Source organism: Pseudomonas sp. Irchel s3a18, from assembly GCF_900187535.1.
Classification (GTDB): domain Bacteria; phylum Pseudomonadota; class Gammaproteobacteria; order Pseudomonadales; family Pseudomonadaceae; genus Aquipseudomonas.
The window spans coordinates 74,368-93,353 of record NZ_FYDV01000011.1 but is presented as its reverse complement, the minus strand read 5'-3'; the positions used below and the strand labels follow the sequence as shown (position 1 = coordinate 93,353).

At 61.4% G+C, this 18,986-nt stretch carries 19 protein-coding genes and 1 pseudogene; 8 read left to right on the top strand and 12 right to left on the bottom strand.

The window, feature by feature from the left end; genetic code table 11:
- Window positions 1–65: 65 nt before the first annotated feature.
- The 4 genes from CKW29_RS16435 to glyQ form a co-directional block, all read right to left on the bottom strand.
- The gene (locus CKW29_RS16435; RefSeq protein ID WP_095147007.1) at window positions 66–836 is read right to left on the bottom strand and encodes a 1-acyl-sn-glycerol-3-phosphate acyltransferase; all 771 of its coding nucleotides are present in this window, start codon (window positions 834–836) and stop codon (window positions 66–68) included.
- An 84-nt stretch (window positions 837–920) separates the two neighbouring features.
- Window positions 921–1,454 (bottom strand): D-glycero-beta-D-manno-heptose 1,7-bisphosphate 7-phosphatase, encoded by a 534-nt coding sequence (gmhB, locus tag CKW29_RS16430; RefSeq protein WP_095147008.1) that lies wholly within the window; start codon window positions 1,452–1,454, stop codon window positions 921–923.
- Window positions 1,455–1,460: 6 nt separating this feature from the next.
- Window positions 1,461–3,515, bottom strand: coding sequence for a glycine--tRNA ligase subunit beta (gene glyS, locus CKW29_RS16425; protein WP_095148834.1), 2,055 nt, complete (start codon window positions 3,513–3,515; stop codon window positions 1,461–1,463).
- The gene (gene glyQ, locus CKW29_RS16420; RefSeq protein ID WP_003213601.1) at window positions 3,512–4,465 is read right to left on the bottom strand and encodes a glycine--tRNA ligase subunit alpha; all 954 of its coding nucleotides are present in this window, start codon (window positions 4,463–4,465) and stop codon (window positions 3,512–3,514) included. The genes glyS and glyQ overlap by 4 nt, the downstream gene beginning before the upstream one ends.
- Before the next feature lie 81 nt (window positions 4,466–4,546).
- Between glyQ and CKW29_RS16415 the strand changes: the two genes are divergently transcribed.
- Window positions 4,547–5,104 (top strand): DNA-3-methyladenine glycosylase I, encoded by a 558-nt coding sequence (locus CKW29_RS16415; RefSeq protein ID WP_095080994.1) that lies wholly within the window; start codon window positions 4,547–4,549, stop codon window positions 5,102–5,104.
- Between the two features lie 42 nt (window positions 5,105–5,146).
- Window positions 5,147–6,034, top strand: coding sequence for a lysophospholipid acyltransferase (locus CKW29_RS16410; RefSeq protein ID WP_095147010.1), 888 nt, complete (start codon window positions 5,147–5,149; stop codon window positions 6,032–6,034).
- A gap of 55 nt (window positions 6,035–6,089) precedes the next feature.
- Here the strand turns inward: CKW29_RS16410 and CKW29_RS16405 are convergent, their stop codons facing one another.
- The 5 genes from CKW29_RS16405 to def all read right to left on the bottom strand — a co-directional run bounded on the left by CKW29_RS16405 (window position 6,090) and on the right by def (window position 10,724).
- Window positions 6,090–6,404: a tetratricopeptide repeat protein gene (locus CKW29_RS16405; protein ID WP_095148833.1), complete on the bottom strand. Its 315-nt coding sequence runs from the start codon at window positions 6,402–6,404 to the stop codon at window positions 6,090–6,092.
- Between the two features lie 80 nt (window positions 6,405–6,484).
- Window positions 6,485–7,858 (bottom strand): Trk system potassium transporter TrkA, encoded by a 1,374-nt coding sequence (gene trkA / locus CKW29_RS16400; protein ID WP_095148832.1) that lies wholly within the window; start codon window positions 7,856–7,858, stop codon window positions 6,485–6,487.
- Between the two features lie 22 nt (window positions 7,859–7,880).
- Window positions 7,881–9,191 (bottom strand): 16S rRNA (cytosine(967)-C(5))-methyltransferase RsmB, encoded by a 1,311-nt coding sequence (gene rsmB / locus CKW29_RS16395; protein WP_095147012.1) that lies wholly within the window; start codon window positions 9,189–9,191, stop codon window positions 7,881–7,883.
- Window positions 9,188–10,147 carry a methionyl-tRNA formyltransferase gene (fmt, locus tag CKW29_RS16390; RefSeq protein ID WP_095147013.1) on the bottom strand — a complete coding sequence of 320 codons (960 nt, stop codon included), beginning with the start codon at window positions 10,145–10,147 and terminating at the stop codon, window positions 9,188–9,190. The genes rsmB and fmt overlap by 4 nt, the downstream gene beginning before the upstream one ends.
- 70 nt (window positions 10,148–10,217) lie before the next feature.
- Window positions 10,218–10,724, bottom strand: coding sequence for a peptide deformylase (gene def / locus CKW29_RS16385; RefSeq protein WP_095080986.1), 507 nt, complete (start codon window positions 10,722–10,724; stop codon window positions 10,218–10,220).
- A gap of 154 nt (window positions 10,725–10,878) precedes the next feature.
- On the opposite strand from def, the gene CKW29_RS16380 reads away from it, so the two are divergent.
- The 3 genes from CKW29_RS16380 (at window position 10,879) to CKW29_RS16370 (ending at window position 13,712) form a co-directional block, all read left to right on the top strand.
- Window positions 10,879–11,904 carry a LysM peptidoglycan-binding domain-containing protein gene (locus tag CKW29_RS16380; protein WP_095147014.1) on the top strand — a complete coding sequence of 342 codons (1,026 nt, stop codon included), beginning with the start codon at window positions 10,879–10,881 and terminating at the stop codon, window positions 11,902–11,904.
- 79 nt (window positions 11,905–11,983) lie between these two features.
- Window positions 11,984–13,087, top strand: coding sequence for a DNA-processing protein DprA (dprA, locus tag CKW29_RS16375; RefSeq protein WP_095147015.1), 1,104 nt, complete (start codon window positions 11,984–11,986; stop codon window positions 13,085–13,087).
- Between the two features lie 67 nt (window positions 13,088–13,154).
- Window positions 13,155–13,712: an L-threonylcarbamoyladenylate synthase gene (locus CKW29_RS16370; protein ID WP_095147016.1), complete on the top strand. Its 558-nt coding sequence runs from the start codon at window positions 13,155–13,157 to the stop codon at window positions 13,710–13,712.
- 42 nt (window positions 13,713–13,754) lie between these two features.
- Here CKW29_RS16370 and CKW29_RS16365 read toward each other — a convergent pair whose 3' ends face one another.
- Window positions 13,755–14,732 (bottom strand): NADPH:quinone reductase, encoded by a 978-nt coding sequence (locus tag CKW29_RS16365; protein WP_095147017.1) that lies wholly within the window; start codon window positions 14,730–14,732, stop codon window positions 13,755–13,757.
- A 164-nt stretch (window positions 14,733–14,896) separates the two neighbouring features.
- On the opposite strand from CKW29_RS16365, the gene hemF reads away from it, so the two are divergent.
- A complete protein-coding gene (gene hemF / locus CKW29_RS16360) occupies window positions 14,897–15,811 on the top strand; it encodes an oxygen-dependent coproporphyrinogen oxidase (protein ID WP_095147018.1) in 915 nt (304 codons plus the stop codon).
- 13 nt (window positions 15,812–15,824) lie between these two features.
- Window positions 15,825–16,646 (top strand): shikimate dehydrogenase, encoded by an 822-nt coding sequence (gene aroE, locus CKW29_RS16355; protein ID WP_095147019.1) that lies wholly within the window; start codon window positions 15,825–15,827, stop codon window positions 16,644–16,646.
- 46 nt (window positions 16,647–16,692) lie between these two features.
- Here aroE and CKW29_RS16350 read toward each other — a convergent pair whose 3' ends face one another.
- Entirely contained in the window at window positions 16,693–18,261 is a 1,569-nt protein-coding gene (locus CKW29_RS16350) for a SulP family inorganic anion transporter (protein WP_095147020.1), read from the bottom strand.
- Window positions 18,262–18,427: 166 nt separating this feature from the next.
- A pseudogene (locus CKW29_RS16345) lies at window positions 18,428–18,527 on the bottom strand (glycine betaine ABC transporter substrate-binding protein); the annotation flags it as partial.
- Between the two features lie 84 nt (window positions 18,528–18,611).
- Here CKW29_RS16345 and CKW29_RS16340 point away from each other — a divergent pair.
- The gene (locus CKW29_RS16340; RefSeq protein ID WP_095147021.1) at window positions 18,612–18,938 is read left to right on the top strand and encodes a DOPA 4,5-dioxygenase family protein; all 327 of its coding nucleotides are present in this window, start codon (window positions 18,612–18,614) and stop codon (window positions 18,936–18,938) included.
- Window positions 18,939–18,986: the final 48 nt, after the last annotated feature.

Here is an 18,986-nt window from a genome sequence, read left to right as displayed (position 1 = left end):
TCATAGATTTAGATATCAATTATGTCTTTTTCCAATGAAACCGTGCACAGGTTATCCACAGAATCTCAGATCGCTTCCTTGTCCGTTGCGGTGGACAGAGGCGGCAGCGAACCCATGTCGCGTTGGGTCTGCTCATTCCAGGCCGCGGCGCGGTCGTTGAGCTCGGCAACCGCCCGTGGCCCGCTACCCTCGGCGTACATCGGCGCACCGATGACCACCGTGATCGTGCCGGGGGTTTTCGCCCAGCCGGTCTTTGGCCAGAACTTGCCGGCGTTGTGGGCGATTGGCAGTACCGGCAACTGGGCATTGACTGCCAATGCCGTCCCGCCGCGAGAGAACTTGCCCACCGTACCGAACGGAACGCGGGTGCCTTCCGGGAAGATCAACACCCAGACGTTATCCTTGAGCAACTCATCGCCCTTCTTCGCCACGTGCTTGAGTGCGGCTTTCGGGTTGTCGCGATCGATGGCGATCGGTCGCAGCATGGCCATCGCCCAACCAAAGAACGGCACATACAGCAGTTCGCGCTTGAGCACCTGGCTCAGGGGCTCGAAATAGGCCGAGAGGAAGAACGTTTCCCAGGTGCTCTGGTGGTTCGACAGAATCACACAGGGCTGTTCAGGGACGTTTTCAGCGCCTTTGACTTCAAAGCGGATGCCCAGGAACACCTTGCTCAGCCACAGTGCGCAACGGCACCAGTAGACGTTGATGAAGCGATAACGCGCCTTGAACGGCAGGAACGGCGCGATAAAAAAGCTCAGGCTGCACCACAGCAACGAGCTGGTGCCCAGCAGCAGGTAAAAAAGAAAGGTTCTGATTGCCTGCAAGATCAACATGGTCGCGTTTACCGTTGCGGGGCAATGCCCGCCTTCTAAAAAGCGCGCTCCCGAACAGTCCTTGATCAGGATGTCAGAATCGCCCTAGTTGTTGATAAGTTCTGCGGCAATCGCCGCCAGATCGTCAAAAATCAAAGTGCCTGCCGGCAGGGTCAAGCCCTGAGTCTTCTCGCCTTTCCCGGTTTTTACCAAAACTGGCTGACAGTCGACGGCTTCTGCCGCCTTCAGGTCACCGAGACTGTCGCCGACGAACCACAGGCCCGTCAGCGCCACGTCGTAATGTGCGGCAATGGTTTTAAGCATGCCGGGTTTGGGCTTGCGACATTCACAGCCTTCGTCAGGCCCGTGGGGGCAATAGACGATCAGGCCGAGTTCACCACCCTGCTCGGCCACAAGCTGGCGCAGGCGCGCGTGCATGGCGTCCAGGGTGGCGACATCGTAGTAGCCTCGAGCAATGCCCGACTGGTTGGTAGCGACCGCTACCGTCCAGCCGGCCTTGCTCAACCGCGCGATGGCTTCGATCGAGCCGGGCAGAGGAATCCACTCCTCCACCGACTTGATGTAAGCGTCGGAGTCGTAGTTGATCACCCCGTCCCGATCGAGTATCAGCAGTTTCAAGCCGTCTTACCCCAGCAACGAAATGTCGGCAACGCCCAGGAACAGGCCACGCAGACGTGCCAGCAGCGCATAACGGTTGGCACGCACCTTGGCGTCTTCTGCGTTGACCATCACGGCTTCGAAGAACGCATCCACCGGCTCGCGCAAGGCGGCCAGGCGTGCCAGCGATTCGCTGTACTGACGGGCCGCGGCCATCGGCTGCACCGCTTGATCCGCTTGCTGGATCGCCGAGTACAGGGAGAACTCGTTGGCATTGTCGAAATACTTGGCTTCGACAGTGGTCGGCACGCTGCCTTCGAGTTTGCTCAGCAGGTTCGACACGCGCTTGTTCACGGCAGCCAGTGCAGCCGCTTCCGGCAACTGGCGGAACGCTTGTACCGCTTGTACACGCTGGTCGAAGTCCAGGGCAGAGCCCGGCTTCAGGGCACGTACCGACAGGTAGGTGGCCACATCCACGCCTTCGTCTTCATAGCGGGCACGCAGACGGTCGAAGATGAACTCCAGGACCGAATCGGCCAGGCCGGCGCCCTTGACCTTGGTGCCGAACGCAGCGACGGCGAATGCCACGGCATCGGTCAGGTCCAGGTCGAGCTTCTTGTCGATCAGGATCCGCAGCACGCCCAATGCGGCACGGCGCAAGGCATAGGGGTCCTTGCTGCCGGTAGGCAGCATGCCGATACCGAAGATACCGACCAGGGTGTCGAGTTTGTCGGCGATAGCCACCGCCGCCCCGGTCAGGGTGACTGGCAGTTCAGCACCGGCACCGCGCGGCATGTACTGCTCGTTCAGCGCCAGCGCGACATCTTCCGGCTCGCCATCGTTGAGGGCGTAGTAGTAACCGGCAACGCCTTGCATCTCCGGGAACTCACCGACCATCTCGGTCGCCAGGTCGCACTTGGACAACAGGCCAGCACGGGCCGCCCACTGTGCGTTGCCGCCAATGTGCGGGGCAATGAAGGCGGCGAGTTTGGAAACGCGCTCGGCCTTGTCGTAGACGCTGCCGAGTTTTTCCTGGAACACCACGTTCTGCAGGCGCAGGTTGAAGTCTTCGAGTTTCTGCTTCTTGTCTTGCTTGAAGAAGAATTCGGCGTCGGTCAGGCGTGGGCGAACCACTTTCTCGTTACCGTCGATGATCTGCTGCGGGTCTTTGCTCTCGATGTTGGCCACGGTAATGAAACGTGGCAGCAACTTGCCGTCGACATCCAGCAGGCAGAAGTACTTCTGGTTGTCCTGCATGGTGGTGATCAGCGCTTCTTGCGGCACATCGAGGAAGCGTTCTTCGAATGAGCAGACCAGCGGCACCGGCCATTCAACCAGGGCGGTCACTTCGTCGAGCAAGGCCGGCGGCACGATCGCGGTGCCTTCCTGCAGCGTGGCAAGCTCGGCGGTACGTTTGCTGATCAGCTCGCGACGCTCGTTGGCATCGGCCAGTACATAGGCCGCGCGCAGGTCATTGAGGTAGTTGGCAGGCGAGGTGATACGCACGCTGTCCGGGTGATGGAAGCGGTGACCACGGGAGTCGCGACCGGCCTTCTGAGCGAGGATGGTGCAGTCGACCACCTGGTCGCCGAGCAGCATCACCAGCCATTGGGTCGGACGCACGAACTCTTCCTTGCGAGCGCCCCAGCGCATGCGCTTGGGAATCGGCAGGTCGTTCAGCGAGTCTTCGACGATGGTCGGCAACAGGCTGGCGGTCGGCTTGCCGGCGATGCTTTGGCTGTAACGCAGCTTGGGCCCGCTCTGGTCGATTTCGCTCAGGTCCACGCCACATTTCTTGGCGAAGCCCAGGGCGGCTTGAGTCGGGTTGCCTTCGGCATCGAAGGCCGCCTGGCGTGGCGGGCCGTCGAGGTTGATGCTGCGATCCGGCTGCTGGGTGGCCAGCGCGGTGATCAGCACGGCCAGGCGACGCGGCGCGGCGTATACGGTTTTGCTCTCGTAATTCAGGCCAGCGGCTTGCAGGCCCTTGTCGATACCGGCCAGGAATGCCTCGGCGAGGGTGTTCAGGGCCTTGGGTGGCAGCTCTTCGGTGCCCAGTTCAACCAGGAAATCTTGAGCACTCATTGTGCAGCCTCCAGCTTAGCCAACACTTCATCACGCAGATCCGGGGTTGCCATCGGGAAGCCCAGCTTGGCGCGAGCCAGCAGGTAGGCCTGGGCAACGGAGCGGGCCAGGGTGCGCACACGCAGAATGTATTGCTGACGAGCGGTCACCGAGATTGCCCGGCGCGCATCCAGCAGGTTGAAGGTGTGCGAGGCCTTCAGGACCATTTCGTAGCTTGGCAGCGGCAGCGGTTGATCCAGCTCGATCAGGCGCTTGGCTTCGCTTTCATAGAAATCGAACAGTTCGAACAGCTTCTCGACGTTGGCGTGTTCGAAGTTGTAGGTCGACTGCTCCACTTCGTTCTGGTGGAACACGTCGCCGTAGGTCACTTTGCCGAACGGACCGTCAGCCCAGACCAGGTCGTAGACCGAGTCCACGCCTTGCAGGTACATGGCCAGGCGTTCCAGGCCGTAGGTGATCTCGCCGGTCACCGGGTAGCACTCGATGCCGCCCGCTTGCTGGAAATAGGTGAACTGGGTCACTTCCATGCCATTGAGCCAGACTTCCCAGCCCAGACCCCAGGCGCCGAGGGTCGGCGATTCCCAGTTGTCTTCGACGAAACGGATGTCATGCACCAGCGGGTCCAGGCCCACGTGCTTGAGGGAGCCCAGGTACAGCTCCTGGAAGTTGTCCGGGTTCGGCTTCAGGACTACCTGGAACTGATAGTAGTGCTGCAGACGGTTCGGGTTTTCGCCGTAGCGGCCGTCAGTCGGGCGACGACTGGGCTGCACATAAGCGGCGTTCCAGGTTTCCGGGCCGATGGCGCGCAGGAACGTGGCAGTATGGAAAGTGCCGGCGCCTACTTCCATATCGTAGGGCTGAAGTACCACACAACCTTGCTCGGCCCAGTATTGCTGGAGGGCGAGGATCAAGTCTTGGAAGGTACGCACGGCTGGCGTAGGCTGGCTCACGAAATTCACCTGTTTCTTGGGCTGCGATTTAAAGAGCGGGAGTATACCCGATTCGTTCGTGCGCACGCCCCCTGGAGCCTTATGCCACGCTGCTTTTGGTGTTCCGACGATCCGTTGTACATGGCTTATCACGATCAGGAGTGGGGCGTACCGCTACGCGATGCGCAGCGCTTGTTCGAGTTGCTTTTGCTCGAAGGGTTCCAGGCGGGCCTGTCGTGGATCACCGTGCTGAAGAAGCGCGAGCGCTACCGTGAGGTGCTGTTCGGCTTCGACGTGCAGCGCGTGGCGCAAATGAGCGATGCCGAAATAGACGATCTGATGCTCGATCCGGGGATCATTCGCAACCGTCTGAAACTCAACGCCGCCCGGCGCAATGCCCAGGCCTGGCTAGCGCTGGAAGACCCGGTGGCGTTTCTCTGGTCGTTCGTCGGGGACGCGCCTGCGATCAACCATTTCAAGGATCGCAGTCAGGTCCCGGCCGTGACGCCGGTCGCCGTGGAAATGAGCAAAGGCTTGAAAAAAGCCGGGTTCACCTTTGTCGGGCCGACCATTTGCTATGCCCTGATGCAGGCATCGGGCATGGTCATGGATCACACCACCGATTGTGATCGTTACGCCACATTGGCGGCACGCGGTTAGAATGTGCGGTTCGCACACAGCACAAGAGATCAGGAGTGACCTGTGGATAAGTTGAAAGGCGCCTTGCTGGTAGGCGCTCTGCGGTTGTTTGCCCTGCTTCCGTGGCGGGCAGTACAAACGGTCGGTGCCGCGATTGGCTGGATGATGTGGAAAATCCCCAACCGCTCCCGCGACGTGGTGCGGATCAACCTCGCCAAGTGCTTCCCTGAAATGGACGCCGCCGAGCGCGAACGCCTGGTCGGGCAGAGCCTCAAGGACATCGGTAAATCCCTGACCGAAAGCGCCTGCGCCTGGATCTGGCCGGCTCAGCGCTCCATTGACCTGGTGCGTGAAGTCGAAGGCCTCGATGTGCTCAAGGCGGCGTTGGCCTCGGGCAAGGGCGTGGTCGGCATCACCAGCCATCTGGGCAACTGGGAAGTGCTGAACCATTTTTACTGCAGCCAGTGCAAGCCGATCATTTTCTACCGCCCGCCCAAGCTCAAGGCCGTGGACGAGTTGCTGCGCAAGCAACGGGTGCAATTGGGCAACCGGGTTGCCGCTTCGACCAAGGAAGGCATCCTCAGTGTCATCAAGGAAGTCCGCAAAGGCGGGGCTGTTGGCATTCCGGCCGACCCGGAGCCGGCCGAATCCGCCGGTATCTTCGTGCCCTTCTTCGCCACCAAGGCCCTGACCAGCAAGTTTGTGCCAAACATGCTGGCCGGCGGCAAAGCCGTTGGTGTGTTCCTGCATGCCCTGCGCCTGCCGGATGGTTCAGGTTACAAAGTGATTCTGGAAGCGGCGCCAGAGGCCATGTACAGCACCGATACCGAGACCTCCTGCGCGGCCATGAGCCAGGTGGTCGAGCGGTACGTGCGCGCTTATCCGAGCCAGTACATGTGGAGCATGAAGCGCTTCAAGAAACGCCCGCCGGGTGAAGCGCGCTGGTATTGAGCTCGCCGGACCGACCTGTGGATAACCTGGCGCAGGCCGGTCAGGTGCAGCATAGTCACTGCGCCTGGCGTTCGAGCTTTTTCAGAAACACGGTCATTTCCTTTTCCGCCTGCTTGTCGCCATGGACGCGGGCGGCTTCAAGCCCCTGCTCCCAGGCCTGACGCGCGGCTGGATAATCCTTCAGCGCCAGATGGGCCTTGCCCAATAGCTTCCAGGCCGCGGAGTATTTCGGATCGAATTCGACGCAGCGCTGGAAATGTTCGGCAGCCTTGGCATTTTCCCCAAGATCCAGATAGCCCTTGCCCAACCCGAACCGCAGCAGTGAGTTATCCACACCCTTGGTAAGCATTTTTTCCAGGGATTCGAGCATGGGTAATGTCCTTCAATTGGAAGTGAAAGGCTTCTGAAGAGATCGTTCCCACGCAGAGCGTGGGAACGATCAGTAGTGTTTCAGAAGAAGCTCAGGCCCACGTGGAATAACTTCTCCACATCGCGAATGTGCTTTTTATCCACAAGGAACAGAATCACGTGGTCGCCCGCTTCGATCACGGTGTCGTCGTGGGCGATCAGCACTTCTTCGTCGCGAATAATCGCGCCGATGGTGGTGCCTGGCGGCAAGGCGATGTTTTCGATGGCCTTGCCGATGACCTTGCTCGACTTCATATCGCCATGGGCAATGGCCTCGATGGCTTCTGCCGCGCCACGTCGCAGGGAGTGCACGCTGACGATATCGCCGCGACGTACGTGCGCCAGCAAGGTGCCGATGGTCGCCAGCTGGGGGCTGATGGCAATGTCGATGTCACCGCCCTGGATCAGGTCGACATAGGCCGGGTTGTTGATGATGGTCATCACCTTTTTCGCGCCCAGGCGCTTGGCCAGCAGCGACGACATGATGTTGGCTTCGTCGTCGTTGGTCAGGGCCAGGAAGATATCGGCGTCGGCGATGTTCTCTTCCATCAGCAAGTCGCGGTCCGAGGCACTGCCCTGCAGTACGACCGTGCTGTCGAGGGTGTCCGACAGGTAGCGGCAGCGCGCCGGGTTCATTTCGATGATCTTCACTTGGTAACGGCTTTCGATGGCTTCGGCCAAGCGCTCGCCGATCTGTCCGCCGCCGGCGATCACGATGCGTTTGTAGCTTTCATCGAGGCGGCGCATTTCGCTCATCACTGCACGAATATTCGCTTTGGCTGCGATGAAAAATACTTCGTCATCGGCTTCGATCACCGTATCGCCTTGCGGCAGGAGCGGGCGATCGCGTCGGAAAATCGCTGCGACGCGGGTGTCGACGTTGGGCATGTGCTCGCGCAATTGACGCAGTTGATGACCCACCAGCGGCCCGCCGTAGTACGCCTTGACCGCTACCAGCTGCGCCTTGCCCTCGGCGAAGTCGATCACCTGCAGGGCACCGGGGTGTTCGATCAGGCGCTTGATGTAGTTGGTCACCACTTGTTCCGGGCTGATCAACACGTCCACCGGAATCGCATCGTTGTCGAACAGGCCGGCGCGGGTCAGGTACGCGGCTTCGCGAACCCGGGCGATCTTGGTCGGCGTGTGGAACAGGGTGTGGGCGACCTGGCAGGCGACCATGTTGGTTTCGTCGCTGTTGGTCACCGCGACCAGCATGTCGGCGTCATCGGCGCCCGCCTGACGGAGCACGGTCGGCAACGAGCCGCGCCCTTGCACCGTCCGAATGTCGAGGCGATCACCGAGGTCGCGCAGGCGTTCGCCGTCGGTGTCGACCACGGTGATGTCATTCGCTTCGCTGGCCAGGTGTTCTGCCAGCGTACCGCCAACCTGACCTGCACCGAGGATGATGATCTTCATCCAGTCACTCCCTTAAAACCGTTTAGCCGCGTGTGGCGGCGATCTTGATCAGCTTGGCGTAATAGAACCCGTCGTGCCCACCTTCTTGCGCGAGCAACTGGCGGCCGTGGGGTTGCTTGATGCCGGCCTGGCTGGCGATGTCCAGTTCGCGAGCACCCGGGGTGCGGCCCAGGAAGGCTTCGATGACTTCGGTGTTCTCGGTGGGCAATGTGGAGCAGGTGGCGTAAAGCAGAATGCCACCGACTTCCAGGGTCGGCCACAGGGCATCGAGCAGTTCGCCCTGAAGCACCGCCAACGCCGCGATGTCATCCGGTTGACGGGTCAGCTTGATGTCCGGATGGCGGCGAATCACGCCAGTGGCCGAGCATGGCGCATCGAGCAGGATGCGCTGGAACGACTTGCCGTCCCACCAGGCTTGGGTGTCGCGGCCATCGGCGGCGATCAGTTCGGCGTTCAGCCCCAGTCGCTCAAGGTTTTCCTTCACCCGTACCAGGCGTTTGGCTTCCAGGTCCACCGCCACCACGCCCGCGAGTGCAGGCTCGACTTCGAGAATGTGGCAGGTCTTGCCGCCCGGTGCGCAGCAGGCATCGAGCACTCGTTGGCCTGGTGCCAGGTCCAGCAGGTCAGCGGCCAGTTGTGCGGCCTCGTCCTGCACGCTGATCCAGCCTTCGGCAAAGCCGGGTAGCTTGCGCACGTCACCCGGTTCCTCGAGCACGATACCGTCCTGGCTGAACAGGCACGGCTGGGCAGCCACACCCGCATCGCCCAGCAACGCGAGGTAGGCATCGCGGGCATGATGGCGACGGTTGACCCGCAGAATCATCGGTGGGTGCGCGTTGTTCGCGGCACAAATGGCTTCCCATTGCTGGGGCCAGAAGGCCTTGAGGGACTTTTGCAGCCAGCGCGGATGGGCGGTGCGAACCACCGGGTCGTGTTCAAGCTCGGCCAGCAGCGCTTCGCTCTCACGCTGGGCGCGGCGCAGTACAGCGTTGAGCAGGGCCTTGGCCCATGGTTTTTTCAGCTTGTCGGCGCACCCCACGGTTTCGCCGATGGCCGCGTGGGCCGGGACTCGGGTGTAAAGCAGCTGATACAACCCCACCAGCAGCAGCGCCTCGACATCGGCATCGGCGGCCTTGAACGGTTTTTGCAGCAGCTTGCTCGCCAGTGCCGACAAGCGCGGCTGCCAGCGTGCAGTACCAAAGGCCAGGTCCTGGGTGAAGCCGCGGTCGCGGTCTTCGACCTTGTCCATTTGCGTCGGCAAAGAACTGTTGAGCGAGGCTTTTCCGCTGAGAACGGCAGCCAATGCCTTGGCGGCGGCCAGACGTGGATTCATTGGGCGTCCACCGCTTGACCGAGCACGGTACCGATGGCGAACTTCTCGCGACGGCTGTTGAACAAATCGCTGAAGTTAAGCGCCTTGCCACCGGGCAATTGCAGGCGGGTCAGGCACAGCGTCTGCTCACCGCAGGCAACGATCAAGCCGTCCTTGCTGGCACCCAGGACTTCGCCCGGTGCGCCTTTGCCGTCGGCCAGGCTGGCTGCGAGGACTTTCAAGGCCTCGCCATTGAGCGTGCTGTGGCAGATCGGCCACGGGTTGAACGCACGAACCAGGCGCTCCAGCTCAACGGCCGGGCGACTCCAGTCGATACGTGCCTCGTCCTTGTTCAATTTGTGGGCGTAGGTGGCGAGGCTGTCGTCCTGCACTTCACCTTCCAGCGTCCCCGCTGCCAGCCCGGCAATGGCCTGGATCACGGCGGGCGGACCCATTTCGGCCAGGCGGTCGTGCAGCATGCCGCCGGTGTCCTGGGCGCTGATCGGTGTGCTGACCTTGAGCAGCATCGGCCCGGTGTCCAGGCCGGCTTCCATGCGCATCACGGTCACGCCGCTTTCACCATCGCCCGCTTCGACGGCGCGCTGGATCGGCGCCGCACCGCGCCAGCGTGGCAGCAGGGAGGCGTGACTGTTGATGCAACCCAGGCGCGGGATATCCAGCACCACCTGCGGCAGGATCAAGCCATAGGCGACCACTACCATCAAGTCCGGCTTCAGCGCCGCCAGTTCTGCCTGAGCCTCGGCATTGCGCAGGGTCGGCGGTTGCAGCACCGGGATGTTGTGTTCCAGAGCCAGTTGCTTGACCGGGCTGGGCATCAGTTTTTGCCCGCGACCTGCCGGACGGTCCGGCTGGGTGTAGACCGCGACGATCTCGTAAGGGCTGGCGAGCAGGGCCTTGAGGTGTTCGGCGGCAAATTCGGGGGTGCCGGCAAAGACGATGCGCAGTGGCTCAGTCATTGAAACTCTCGATTACAAAACGGTCACAAAAGAAAAAGGCTTGCCGCAGCAAGCCTTTGGAAGAAAGGAATCAAGCGTTCTGGCGATGGAGCTTTTCCAGCTTCTTCTTGATCCGGTCGCGTTTGAGCGTGGACAGGTAGTCGACGAACAATTTGCCGTTCAGGTGGTCGCATTCATGCTGGATGCACACCGCCAGCAGGCCTTCGGCGATGAGCTCGTACGGCTTGCCGTCGCGATCCAGGGCCTTGATCTTGACCTTCTGCGGACGATCGACGTTTTCATAGAAGCCCGGTACCGAGAGGCAGCCTTCCTGATACTGATCCATCTCGTCGGTCAGGGTTTCGAATTCGGGGTTGATGAACACCCGGGGTTCGCTACGGTCTTCGGACAGGTCCATGACCACGATACGTTTGTGCACGTTGACCTGGGTCGCTGCGAGGCCGATGCCTGGAGCTTCATACATTGTTTCAAACATGTCATCGACCAACTGCCGCACTTCGTCGTCCACTACGGTCACCGGTTTGGCGATCGTACGCAGGCGCGGGTCGGGGAATTCGAGGATGTTCAAAATGGCCATAAGCGTAATTGCTGCACGTGTGAAGTAAGGTCAGGGCCGATCGCCTGGTGGCTGCGATGAGGCCGGCGACGGCTGTAAAACGTCGCCCCCTGGGGAGCGAGCCACAGAGGCTCTGGCGTTTTACGCGAACCTACATAATAAAGGGATTCACCGCATGAGGAAATCACTACTCGCCCTGCTGCTTCTGGTCTCGGCCGGTTTCGCGCATGGGCAAGTACAACTTCGCGAGGGTTTTCCTGCGCAATACACCGTCATGGTCGGTGACACACTCTGGGACATCTCCGGCAAATACCTGCGTGAGCCCTGGAAATGGCCCGAGCTCTGGCAGGTCAACCCGCACATTGAAAACCCCAACCTCATCTACCCCGGCGACACACTGTCGCTGGTCTACATCGACGGGCAGCCACGCCTGACCCTCAATCGCGGCGCCTCGCGGGGCACCGTCAAGCTTTCACCACAGGTTCGTCGCGCACCTGTGGTCGACGCCATCGCCAGCATTCCGCTGCATGCGATCAACAGCTTCCTGCTGGGCAACCGCATCGTCGACAAGGCGCAGGATTTCGACCGCGCGCCCTACGTCGTGGCCGGTGATGACGAGCGGGTGCTCAGTGGCGGCGGTGACCGGGTGTTCGCCCGCGGCACCTTTGATCCAGCGCAGTCGGTGTACGGCATCTTCCGTCAGGGCAAGGTGTACACCGATCCGCAGAGCCAGGAGCTATTAGGCATCAACGCCGATGACATCGGCACGGGCGAGATCATCGATACCCAGGGTGATATCACCACCCTCGCCTTGCAGCGTACTACCCAAGAGGTTCGACTCGGTGATCGGCTGTTGAGTGGCGAGGAACGGGCGATCAATTCGACCTTCATGCCCGCTGCCCCCGCTTCCGAGGTTCAGGGCTTGATCATCGACGTGCCGCGGGGCGTGACCCAGATCGGTGTGCTGGATGTGGTGACCCTCAACAAGGGGCGTCGCGACGGGTTGACCGAGGGCAACGTGTTGGCGGTGATGAAGACCGGTGAGACCGTGCGCGACCAAGTGGCCGGCGATGAAGTGAAAATGCCCGATGAGCGCGCCGGTCTGTTGATGGTTTTCCGGACCTACGAAAAGCTCAGCTATGGCCTGGTGCTCAGTGCTTCACGATCCCTGGCGGTGATGGACAAGGTACGCAATCCGTAAAAGACTCAACAAGTTACCAACAGACTTATCCACAGCTTGTTCCCGGCTCTACAGGCCACTCACGATCAAGGATGATCTTATGTCGCAGTCTGCATGCGGGTCGGTTTCACCGGCGGAACTGGAAGCCCGTTTACGTTTGCATCGCCTGCCGGAGCTCGGCCCGCGACGGTTTCAAAAGCTGCTGGAAGCCTTTGGCTCGGCCTCCAAAGCCATCAGTGCGCCGGCCAGTGCCTGGCGTGCCCTGGGGTTGCCAGTGGCGTGTGCCGAGGCCCGGCGCAGTCCGCTGATTCGTGATGCTGCCTATCATGCACTGGCCTGGTTAGAGCATGAGGGCCAGCATTTATTGATGCTTGGTCAGCCAGGCTACCCGGCATTGCTGGCAGAGATCAGTGATCCGCCACCGCTGTTGTTTGTCGCGGGTGATCCCGCGATTCTGGACAAACCGCAATTGGCGATCGTCGGCAGCCGGCGCGCATCGAGACCGGGAATGGACACCGCCGTAGCATTTTCGCGCAGCCTGGCAGGCGCCGGTTTTGTCATCACCAGTGGCTTGGCGCTGGGTATCGATGCCGTCGCCCATCAAGCCGCCCTGGATGTCGGAGGGCAAACGGTCGGGGTGCTCGGCACGGGCCTGGAAAATTTTTATCCACAGCGCAATCGGCGAATTTTTGACGCGATGCTCGCGTACGGCAGTGCGGTGGTTTCCGAGTTCCCGCTGGATGCCGGTCCGCACGCCAGCAACTTCCCACGTCGCAACCGGATCATCAGTGGCTTGTCCCTCGGCGTGTTGGTGGTCGAGGCCAGTGTCGCCAGCGGCTCGTTGATCACGGCAAGGCTGGCGGCGGAGCAAGGGCGCGAGGTCTACGCGATTCCAGGGTCGATCCATCATCCCGCTGCCCGTGGCTGTCATCAATTGATTCGCGATGGCGCAGTGCTGGTGGAAACCATCGAGCACATTCTCGAAGGCCTGCGCGGTTGGCAATACCTGCCGTTATCCACAGAGGCACCGGAACCTGTCGATCACCCGCTGCTGTGCCTGCTGTTTGCCGCTGCGCACACCAGCGAAGCCTTGGCTGATGCAGCCGGTTGGCCCTTGCCCAAGGTCCTGATTGCACTGACCGAGCTGGAAATGGATGGGCGAGCGGTGTGCGAAGGCGGACGCTGGTTTGCACGCCTAAGCTAGTTTCATGAGCTGGGTTTTATAAGGAAGATCGGTAAACTGCGCGCAGCTTAATTTTGGAGAGTTGGTCATGGTCAACAGTTGGCGTGTGCAACAAGCCGCACAAGCAGTTCGCGCAGGCGCGGTGATTGCCTATCCAACCGAAGCTGTGTGGGGCCTGGGGTGCGACCCGTGGGACGAAGAGGCGGTGTATCGCTTGCTGGCGATCAAGGGGCGCTCGGTGGACAAGGGCCTGATCCTGATTGCCGACAATATTCGCCAGTTCGACTTCCTGTTCGAAGATTTTCCGGATCTGTGGCTCGATCGCATGGCCAGTACCTGGCCGGGGCCGAACACCTGGCTGGTCCCCCATCAGAACTTGCTGCCGCAATGGATCACCGGGGTCCATGAGACCGTGGCCTTGCGTGTCAGCGATCACCCGCTGGTTCGGGATTTGTGCGCGTTGGTCGGGCCACTGGTGTCGACCTCCGCCAACCCTCAGGGGCGGCCGGCGGCGCGCACGCGGATTCGCGTCGAGCAGTATTTCCGCGGGCAAGTCGACCTGGTGCTCGGCGGGAATCTGGGCGGCCGTAAAAATCCGAGCGTGATACGCGACCTGGCGACCGGTCAGGTGGTGCGCGCGGGCTGAGGCCCTGCGACGAGGGGGATGTCCCCTCGCCGCCCTTCAGGTTTAAGGCAGCAACACTGTCGACCCAGTAGTGCGTCGCGCCGACAACTCAGTCTGCGCCTTCGCCGCGTCAGCCAGTGAGTAACGCTGGCTGATGTCGACCCTGAGCTTGCCGTCGATGATCATTGCAAACAGCTCATCGGCCATCGTTTGCAGGTTTTCAGCGTTGTTGGCGTAAGTCCCCAGGGTGGGACGGGTGACATACAGCGAGCCCTTCGCCGCCAGAATCCCCAGGTTCACCCCGTCCACCGCTCCCGAGGCGTTGCCGAAGCTCACCACCAGCCCGCGTGGTGCCGTGCAATCGAGCGAGGTCAGCCAGGTGTCCTTGCCGACGCCGTCGTAGACCACCGGACATTTCTTGCCGTCCGTCAGCTCCAGCACCCGTTGAGCGACGTCTTCATGGCTGTAGTCAATCGTTGCCCAGGCACCGTTGGCCTTGGCCAGCGCGGCTTTTTCCGGAGAGCTGACGGTGCCGATCAGCTTCACGCCCAAGGCCTTGGCCCATTGGCAGGCCAACGAACCGACACCACCGGCAGCGGCGTGGAACAGGATGGTTTCGCCACCCTTGAGTTCATAGGTCTGACGCAACAGGTACTGCACGGTCAGCCCTTTGAGCATGACGCCTGCGGCCTGTTCGAAGCTGATAGCATCCGGCAGGTGCACCAGGTTGTCTTGTGGCAAGGTATGCAGGTCGCTGTAGGCCCCCAGCGGGCCGCTGCCATATGCCACGCGGTCACCGACCTTGAAGCGCGTCACGTCACGGCCCACCGCATCGACCACGCCAGCACCTTCTGCGCCAAGGCCCGATGGCAGGGCCGGCGGAGCATAGAGCCCGCTACGGAAGTAGGTGTCGATGAAGTTCAGGCCGATGGCCTTGTTGCTGACACGCACCTGCTGCGGGCCCGGTTCGGTCGGCTGATAATCCACATACTCAAGCACTTCGGGGCCGCCGTGGGCGCGGAACTGGATACGTTTGGCCATCTGCACTCTCCTTGGGTGGTATTGCGTAGCGCCCTATCGGACTCCTAAGCTTGATCTTCGTCAACTGCGGCGGGCACGGGTGCAGTGGTATGCTACGCGCCCATTTGCGCTGGCCGCCGTTCTGATCGAGCGCCGCGTAGCTTTGCCCGATTCAAGGTGATGCCATGACTACCCGCACCGAAGCCGTTAAAGCCTATCTGCTCGACCTGCAAGACCGCATTTGTGCTGCGCTGGAAACCGAAGACGGTGGCACGCACTTCGTCGAAGACGCCTGGACCCGCCCAGCCGGCGGTGGCGGTCGAACGCGGGTGATCGAGAACGGTGCAGTGATCGAGAAAGGCGGCGTCAATTTTTCCCACGTCTTTGGCAGTGGTCTACCGCCGTCCGCCAGTGCTCATCGGCCAGAATTGGCCGGACGCGGCTTCGAAGCCCTCGGCGTGTCGCTGGTGATTCACCCGCACAATCCTCATGTGCCGACTTCCCACGCCAATGTGCGTTTTTTCATCGCTGAGAAAGAAGGTGAAGAGCCGGTCTGGTGGTTTGGCGGCGGCTTTGACCTGACCCCTTACTACGGCAACATCGATGACTGCGTGCATTGGCATCGCGTGGCTGCCGAGGCGTGCGCGCCGTTCGGGCCGGACGTCTACAGCCGGTACAAGGACTGGTGCGACAGCTACTTCCACATCAAGCATCGTAATGAACCCCGGGGCATCGGCGGTCTGTTCTTCGATGACCTGAACGAGTGGGATTTCGACACCTGCTTCGCCTTTATGCGCGCCATTGGCGACGCCTACATCGACGCTTATCTGCCGATTGTGCAACAGCGCAAGACCCAGGCCTTCACCGAGCAACAGCGTGAGTTCCAGGAGTTCCGCCGTGGGCGTTACGTCGAGTTCAACCTGGTTTACGACCGAGGCACCCTGTTCGGCCTGCAATCGGGCGGGCGTACCGAATCGATCCTGATGTCGTTGCCGCCGCAAGTCCGTTGGGGCTATGACTGGAAGCCCGAGCCTGGTAGCGAAGAAGCGCGCCTGACCGAGTATTTCCTGCAAGACCGCGACTGGCTGGCTGAGGCCTGAACGAGGAATCCCGATGGACCGTTATGTCGTTTTCGGTAACCCGATTGGTCACAGCAAATCGCCATTGATCCATCGCCTGTTCGCGAAACAGACCGCTCAGCATCTGGACTACAACACCCTGTTGGCGCCACTGGATGACTTTACAGGCTGTGCCCGGGCGTTTTTCAGCGACGGGTGCGGTGCCAATGTCACGGTGCCGTTCAAGGAAGAGGCCTATCGCCTGGCCGATAGCCTGACAGCGCGGGCGCAGCGGGCCGGGGCGGTCAACACCCTGAGCAAACTGGCCGATGGCAGTCTGTTGGGGGACAACACCGATGGTGCCGGACTGGTGCGGGACCTGACGGTCAACGCCGGGTTCAGCCTGCGCGGTAAACGCATTCTGCTGCTGGGCGCGGGTGGCGCGGTACGGGGTGCGCTGGAGCCGCTACTGGCCGAGCAGCCATCGTCGGTGATCATCGCCAATCGTACGGTAGAAAAGGCTGAGCGGCTGGCTGAACTGTTCGCCGACCTGGGGCCTGTGTCTGCCAGTGGCTTCGACTGGCTGCGTGAGCCGGTGGACCTGATCATCAATGCGACGTCGGCCAGTCTGTCAGGTGATGTACCGCCCATTGCCAGCAGCCTGATCGAACCTGGCAAGACGGTGTGCTACGACATGATGTACGGCAAGGATCCCACCTCGTTCTGCCGTTGGGCCAGCGAACAGGGCGCTGCGGTGGCGATGGATGGTTTGGGCATGCTCGCCGAGCAGGCGGCCGAAGCCTTTTTCCTGTGGCGTGGTGTGCGCCCGGACACGGCGCCGGTGCTGGCCGAGTTGCGACGCCAGTTGGCGCTATAATGACTTCGCGGGCAAGCTCGCGAATGGCCACGACGCCAATGCTGGATCAGTCCTCAAACCGGATCGGGCACTTCTGCGCCCCTTCGAGTTTTCTCAGTTCCTCGACCACATGCCCACGCGCTCGGCGCAGGGTCAGGCTGCGGTCCTGCCTGAGCAACCTTCGTGCTTCCTGGTGCAGCATTTCCACGCCTGAATAGTCGATGAAGTTGATGTACTGGGCCTCAATCACCACCTTCAGGCCTTTCGTGCGTTGCAGGCGTACTTGCAGGTAATGGCTGGCGCCGAAAAAAATCGAGCCGCCAACCCGCAGAATCTCTTCATCACCTTCGCTCCATTGCTGCACGCGGGGCTGCGAGGTGCGCTTGAGGTAGAAAAACAGCGACACCAGCACCCCGGCATAGATCGCTGTTTGTAGTTCCAGCAACAGCGTGGCGACGCAGGTCAGTGCCATTACTACAAATTCGGCCCGGCTGACCCGGAACAAGGCTCGAATGCCGCGATGATCCACCAACCCCCAACAGATCAGCAAAATGCTGCCAGCCATGGCGGGGATCGGGATATGCGCGATGAGAGAAGCGCCGGCCACGGCGAACAACGCAACCCACAGCGCGGAGAACACCCCGGCCAAGGGTGAGCAGGCACCTGCCTCATAACTCAAGCCCGAACGGGTAAATGAGCCTGCCGACAAGGAGCCTGAGAAAAAACTGCCAACGATATTGGAAAGGCCCTGCGCGCGAACCTCCTGGTTCGCATCGAGCAGCTGTTGTGAACGTGCCGACAACGAGCGGGCGATCGACAGACTGGTCACCAGCCCGAGCATGCCGACGGCCACCGCGCTGGGCAGCAGACGCAACATCAGGTCCAGGTCCAGTGGCAGTGGACTCAGGGGTGGCCAGCGGCCGACGAACGAACTGACCAGATGCACATGGCCAAACATCGAGGGCCACAGCCACACGACGACTGCGCTGAGCACCAGCGTGATCAGCAGGCTCGGCCAGCGAGGCAGCAGCAGTTTCAGGGCGATGCCCACTGCCAGTGTGCCGAGCCCCAGCACCAGCGACGGTTTATCCAACGCATCGACATGACTGACCAACGACACCAGGCTGTTGAGCGCAGTCGCCTGATTCGGCAGGTCCAGCCCCAGCAGGTTGGGCAACTGCCCGAGGGCGATCACCACCGCCGCGCCCAGGGTGAACCCCAGCACCACGGAATGGGAGACGAAGTTCACCAAGGCGCCGAAGCGCAGCAGGCCGAGCAGCCACTGGAAAACGCCAGCGAGGAACGTCAGCAACAGGATCAGTGTGATGTAGTCCTGTGACTCGGGCACAGCCAGAGGACTGACACTGGCGTACAGAACAATGGAGATGGCTGCCGTAGGGCCACAGATCAAATGCCAGGAGGAGCCCCACAGACAGGCGATCAGGACCGGGACGATGGCAGCATAAAGGCCATATTCCGGCGGCAGGCCAGCGATCAGCGCATAGGCAATGGATTGCGGTAACGCAAGAATCGCCCCACTCAGGCCTACAACCAGGTCACGTCCAACGCTGGCGCGGGTTTGCCGGGGCAGCCAGCGAAGAAAGGGAAAGAGCGAATGGCGACTGGGGATTGCCATGGGGCCTCTTGGTCGGAATCGTTCAAAGGCGACAGGATAAAGCATTGTAGCGAGGGAGCTTGCTCCCGCTGGGTTGCAAAGCAACCCAAAAACCGCCCACTCCGGTTCTCTCGGGTGCAATGCGGTGTTCGGGTTTGCGACCGCTTCGCGCTCGAGCGGGGGCAAGCTCCCTCGCCACCCTTGAGGTAGCGCATATTCAGTTGCACGTTCATCGGGTGCGGGGTCCAGCCGAGAAAGGTTACGAATTTCTGTTTTTTCACCGCGCGCAGACTCGCTGACGGGCTTGGCCCTGCCGGCGATTGCGGTGTAGCGTTGTGTCAGGGAAATGAATTCCGATACACGAGAGCACTATGCAAAGGATCAAGGGCTACCACGCCCACGTTTATTTCGACGCGAACACGATCGACCAGGCGCGGGCCTTGTGTGAGCAGGCTGCGCAGCTGTTTCCGCTGAAGATGGGGCGGGTTCACGAACGGCCTGTCGGCCCACATCCGGACTGGAGTTGTCAGTTGGCGTTCGAGCCGCAGTATCTGGGCGTGGTGTTGCCGTGGCTGGCGCTCAATCGCAAAGGCTTGGTGGTGTTCTTGCATCCCGACACCGGTGATGACCTGGCCGATCACACCGACCACGCCGTCTGGATGGGCGCTATCCGGCCGCTGGATTTGTCGATGTTTTGAGCGAGCCGGATCGCTCCCACGCGCGAACGCGGGAACGATCCGGCAGGT

Coding starts and splice junctions, on each gene's coding strand:
- CKW29_RS16435 (WP_095147007.1), bottom strand. CDS start 836: ATGTTGATCTTGCAGGCAATCAGAACCTTTCTTTTTTACCTGCTGCTG.
- glyS (WP_095148834.1), bottom strand. CDS start 3,515: ATGAGTGCTCAAGATTTCCTGGTTGAACTGGGCACCGAAGAGCTGCCA.
- CKW29_RS16415 (WP_095080994.1), top strand. CDS start 4,547: ATGCCACGCTGCTTTTGGTGTTCCGACGATCCGTTGTACATGGCTTAT.
- CKW29_RS16405 (WP_095148833.1), bottom strand. CDS start 6,404: ATGCTCGAATCCCTGGAAAAAATGCTTACCAAGGGTGTGGATAACTCA.
- trkA (WP_095148832.1), bottom strand. CDS start 7,858: ATGAAGATCATCATCCTCGGTGCAGGTCAGGTTGGCGGTACGCTGGCA.
- rsmB (WP_095147012.1), bottom strand. CDS start 9,191: ATGAATCCACGTCTGGCCGCCGCCAAGGCATTGGCTGCCGTTCTCAGC.
- fmt (WP_095147013.1), bottom strand. CDS start 10,147: ATGACTGAGCCACTGCGCATCGTCTTTGCCGGCACCCCCGAATTTGCC.
- def (WP_095080986.1), bottom strand. CDS start 10,724: ATGGCCATTTTGAACATCCTCGAATTCCCCGACCCGCGCCTGCGTACG.
- CKW29_RS16380 (WP_095147014.1), top strand. CDS start 10,879: ATGAGGAAATCACTACTCGCCCTGCTGCTTCTGGTCTCGGCCGGTTTC.
- dprA (WP_095147015.1), top strand. CDS start 11,984: ATGTCGCAGTCTGCATGCGGGTCGGTTTCACCGGCGGAACTGGAAGCC.
- CKW29_RS16370 (WP_095147016.1), top strand. CDS start 13,155: ATGGTCAACAGTTGGCGTGTGCAACAAGCCGCACAAGCAGTTCGCGCA.
- CKW29_RS16365 (WP_095147017.1), bottom strand. CDS start 14,732: ATGGCCAAACGTATCCAGTTCCGCGCCCACGGCGGCCCCGAAGTGCTT.
- hemF (WP_095147018.1), top strand. CDS start 14,897: ATGACTACCCGCACCGAAGCCGTTAAAGCCTATCTGCTCGACCTGCAA.
- aroE (WP_095147019.1), top strand. CDS start 15,825: ATGGACCGTTATGTCGTTTTCGGTAACCCGATTGGTCACAGCAAATCG.
- CKW29_RS16350 (WP_095147020.1), bottom strand. CDS start 18,261: ATGGCAATCCCCAGTCGCCATTCGCTCTTTCCCTTTCTTCGCTGGCTG.
- CKW29_RS16340 (WP_095147021.1), top strand. CDS start 18,612: ATGCAAAGGATCAAGGGCTACCACGCCCACGTTTATTTCGACGCGAAC.